This is a genomic window from Stenotrophomonas sp. STEN023 (assembly GCF_056760135.1).
Genome location: NZ_JBRREF010000148.1, coordinates 1 through 4331 on the forward strand (window position 1 = coordinate 1; position 4331 = coordinate 4331).

General features: G+C 64.9%; 4 protein-coding genes. 2 read left to right on the forward strand and 2 right to left on the reverse strand.

Annotated features, from left to right (window positions below; genetic code table 11):
* Positions 1-127: 127 nt before the first annotated feature.
* The gene (locus tag ACVOLV_RS21970; protein ID WP_481556210.1) at positions 128-733 is read right to left on the reverse strand and encodes a DUF937 domain-containing protein; all 606 of its coding nucleotides are present in this window, start codon (positions 731-733) and stop codon (positions 128-130) included.
* 156 nt (positions 734-889) lie between these two features.
* Complete coding sequence (locus ACVOLV_RS21975) at positions 890-2536, reverse strand: catalase (RefSeq protein ID WP_481556211.1); 1647 nt, start codon at positions 2534-2536, stop codon at positions 890-892.
* A 204-nt stretch (positions 2537-2740) separates the two neighbouring features.
* Here ACVOLV_RS21975 and ACVOLV_RS21980 point away from each other — a divergent pair, with 204 nt between their 5' ends.
* Together ACVOLV_RS21980 and ACVOLV_RS21985 are read left to right on the forward strand one after the other, a co-directional pair.
* Positions 2741-3427 carry a helix-turn-helix transcriptional regulator gene (locus tag ACVOLV_RS21980; RefSeq protein WP_481513180.1) on the forward strand — a complete coding sequence of 229 codons (687 nt, stop codon included), beginning with the start codon at positions 2741-2743 and terminating at the stop codon, positions 3425-3427.
* 73 nt (positions 3428-3500) lie between these two features.
* On the forward strand, positions 3501-4124 hold the full coding sequence (locus tag ACVOLV_RS21985) for a glutathione S-transferase family protein (RefSeq protein WP_481556212.1): 624 nt from the start codon (positions 3501-3503) through the stop codon (positions 4122-4124).
* The last annotated feature ends 207 nt before the right edge of the window (positions 4125-4331 follow it).

A 4331-nucleotide genomic window follows, 5' to 3' on the forward strand; every position in this document is an offset into this window, starting at 1 on the left:
CCCCGTTTTGGCCCCTCCCTGGGGTTGCTTGGGGGCTTTGGGGGCCCCCCCCCTCCCGCGCGGGCCCCCCCACTACCGAAACAAAAACGCCACCTTGCGGTGGCGTTTTCGATCAACCTCTACCGGCTCAGCGCTTGCCGCTACCCAGCAAGCCGCTGCCCAGCTTGATCAGGTCGCTGACGCCGAACTGACCGTCGCCATCCTGGTCCAGCACGCTGCCCAGCAGGCCGCCGCCAATACCGCCGGCCTGCGTCACCTGCTGCTTCTCCTGGCCCAGGATCTGCGCCAGCCCACCAGCGCTGGCCTGGCCGCCGCTGCTCATGCGCTGGGCGATGAAGGCCATCACGATCGGGGCGAGGATCTTCAGCAACTGGCTGGAGCTGCTCGGGCTCAGACCGGTAGCCTGGGCCAGACCGGTCTCGGCACGGTCCTGGCTGCCACCAAAGATATGGCCGAGGATGCCGGCGCCATTGGCCGCCGGGCTGTTGCCGCCGCCCATCACAGCGCCCAGCACGCTGCCGATGTCCAAGCCGCTGTGGTTGTTCTGCAGCGCGCCAAACAGGGCTTCGGCGCCCTGCGGTTTGGCCGCGTTGTTGCCCAGTGCGCCCATCAGCAGCGGCAGCGCGGCGCTGATGGCGCCCGAGGCCTGCTGGCTGTCGATGCCCAACTGCTGCGAAACCTGTTGCAGCGGTGCGCCCTGCAGCTGGGAGAGGAGGTCGTCGGTCAGGCTCATCGGGAATCCTTGAAAGGGTGGGTTGTCGAGCGGCATGGTAACCCCCGCACGGGGGCGTAAGTGAAGAGGCCAACGACGTGTTGGTTTGTGGGCGGAAACAGCACCGCCCGCGCAAGGCGGGCGGTGCTGGATCAAGCTTGGATGAACGGGTCGGGCTTACAGCTCGATGTCCTCGGCACCCGGCGTGGCAGCCGGGAAATCATTGCCCGGATGCGGCGGCGGTGCGAACGGATCGGCCGACGCGGCTGCAGCTGCAAGCGCCTGCAGGGCGGCGGCGATGCCCGCACCGTAGGCCGGGTCGGCCTTGTTGCAGTTGTCGATGTGGCGCTGCTTGATGAAGTCCGGCGCATCACCCAGGGCGCGCGCGGTGTTCTCGAACAGACGCTGCTGCTGTGCGGCGTTATAGCTGCGGAACAAGGCACCGGGCTGGCTGAAGTAGTCGTTGTCGTCTTCACGGAAATTCCAGAAGTCGGCATCGCCACGGATCTTCAGCGCCGGTTCGCGGTACTGCGGCTGCTCCTGCCACTGGCCATAGCTGTTGGGCTCGTAATGCGGCAGGCCGCCATAGTTGCCGTCCACGCGCATGGCACCATCACGGTGGTTGCTGTTGACCGGGCAGCGGGCGGCGTTGACCGGGATCTGGTGATGGTTCACGCCCAGCCGGTAACGCTGTGCATCGGAGTAGGCGAACAGACGTGCCTGCAGCATCTTGTCCGGCGACGGGCCGATGCCCGGAACGAGGTTGCTGGGTGCGAACGCCGACTGCTCCACGTCCTGGTACCAGTTGACCGGGTTGCGGTTGAGCTCGAATTCGCCGACTTCGATCAGCGGGTAATCGCTCTTCGGCCAGACCTTGGTCAGGTCGAAGGGATGGATGCGATAGGTCTCGGCGTCGAGCTCAGGCATGATCTGCACGAACAGCTTCCACTTCGGGAACTGACCCTGCTCGATGGCCTGGAACAGGTCACGGCCATGGCTCTCGCGGTCCTTGCCGACCAGCACCTGCGCCTGCGCATCGGTCAGCGCTTCAACGCCCTGCTGGCTGTGGAAGTGGAACTTCACCCAGTAGCGTTCGCCATCGTTGTTGGTGAAGCTGTAGGTGTGCGAGCCGAAGCCGTGCATGTGGCGGTAGCTGCGCGGGATGCCGCGGTCGCTCATCACCACGGTCACCTGCATCAGTGCTTCCGGCAGCAGGGTCCAGAAATCCCAGTTGTTGCGGGCGCTGCGCAGATTGGTGTGCGGGTCGCGCTTGACCGCCTTGTTGAGGTCACCGAACTTGCGTGGGTCGCGCAGGAAGAACACCGGCGTGTTGTTGCCAACCAGGTCCCAGTTGCCTTCTTCGGTATAGAACTTCAGCGCGAAGCCGCGGATGTCGCGTTCGGCATCGGCCGCGCCTCGCTCACCGGCAACGGTGGTGAAGCGGGCGAACATCTCGGTCTGCTTGCCCACCGCCGAGAAGATCTTGGCGCGGGTGTACTTGCTGATGTCGTGGGTGACGGTGAAGGTGCCGAACGCGCCCGAGCCTTTTGCGTGCATGCGGCGTTCGGGAATGATTTCACGGTTGAAGTTGGCCAGCTTTTCCAGCAGCCATACGTCTTCCATCAACAGCGGGCCACGCGGGCCGGCGGTCTTGCTGTTCTGGTTGTCTACTATCGGCGCGCCGAAGGCGGTGGTCATCGGCGTCACCGGTGCGTCGCCATGCTTCTGCTTGGGCGTGGTGCTGGTGTCACGTTGCGACTGCGCGGCCTGCTCGGGGGAGGGGGCGCTGTGGTACGGACAGGTCGGCTTGGTGTCATTGCTCATGGCTGGCTCCTGCTGGCGTTGGGGTTTTGCTCCAACCGACTGTAACCACGGATGCGTTAAATGAGTAATCAAATGAACCGTTCGCTCTGATAGGGCTTATCTATTGCTCAGCTTGCCGGGATAAATGCGCTCTTTTGAAGTCTTGCAGTCAATCCACTGACCGTTAGTCGTTATGCTGGGCAGCTGCCTGTTCCGGAACCCCTCATGAGCCAACGCGCCGCCCGATTGCTGCACCTGCTGGATGAATTGCGGCGGCGCCGCACGCCGGTGCGCGGTGCCGAGTTGGCACAGCGGTTGGAGGTGAGTCTGCGCACCGTGTACCGGGACATCGATGCCCTGCGAGGGCAGGGCGCCGACATCGCCGGTGATCCGGGTATTGGCTACCAGTTGCGGCCAGGTTTTCTGCTGCCACCGATGATGTTTTCCGCCGAAGAGCTCGAAGCGGTGCTGTTGGGCGCGCGTTGGGTGGCCTCGCATGGCGACCCGGAACTGGCGGCCGCGGCCGATACCGCATTGCAGCGTGTCATTGGCGTGCTGCCCGAAACCCTGCGCCTGCAGGTGGAAACCAGCGGTCTGTTCGCGCCGCATTGGCACGCGGTGCCGCCGGAGCCGTGGCTGCCTGCGTTGCGTCGTGCCATCCGTGACGGCAATGCGGTGCGCATCCAATACCGCGACGTCGAGGGCAGGGTCAGTGAGCGCATGATCTGGCCGTTCGCGATGGCCTTCATGGCCGATGTGCGCATGCTGGCGGCGTGGTGCGAGATGCGCGGCGACTTCAGGCATTTTCGTGCCGACCGTTTGCTGGCACTGGAAGACACCGCGCAGCGCTATCCGGCGCAGCGCCATCAGCTGTTGAAGCGCTGGCGTGCGCAATGCATGACGGACAGCTGATGCATCACTGCTGACAGTAGCTGTCAGCAGCCCCTGCGCACACTGTCGGCTCCTTACAACGCAGGTGCCTGACATGAGCGACACGCTTACCTTCTACAGCCATCCACATTCGCGCGGCCGTATCACCCGTTGGATGCTGGAAGAAACCGGCCTGCGCTACGACGCGGTGATGCTGGAGTACGGCACCAGCATGAAGTCGGCGCAGTACCTGGCGATCAATCCGATGGGCAAGGTACCGGCCTTGCTGCAGGGAAAAACGGTGATCACCGAGAACGCGGCGATCTGTCTGCATCTGGCCGATCTTGCGCCGGCCAAGAGCTTGCTGCCGCCAGTGGGCAGTGCCGAACGTGGTGAATGCTACCGCTGGGTGTTGTTCGCGGCCGGGCCGCTGGAGGCCTTCGTCACCGATCGTCGCCATGGCGGCTTGGCACCGCCGATGGAAGCGGGTTACGGCACTGCCGATGATTTGCTGCATACGCTGGAAACCGCGGTAGCCGGCAAGCGCTATCTGGTGGGTGACAGCTTTACCGTTGCCGACCTGTATATGGCTTCGTTCCTGAGCTATTACATCCGCGTAGGCGAACTTGAGGCAAAGCAGGTGTTCACCGATTACTGCGCCGTGCATCTGCAGCGGCCGGCATCGCTGCGCGCGGGCGAGTTGGATGACGCCTTGCTCCCGCTTGTAGGAGCGGCGTAAGCCGCGAAGCTGGCGTCGCTCGAAAAGCAGAAAGAGCTAACCCCTCCCCAACCCTCCCCTTTGCTTCGCAAAAGGGAGGGAGCAGGAGCTGTAGTGGGGGGGGGGGGGGGGGGGGGGGGGGGGGGGGGGGGGGGGCCCCGCCGCGGGCGCCGGGCGGGGGGCCCGGGGGGGGGGGGCGGGGCCCGGGGTCGCCGGGGGCAGCAGGAG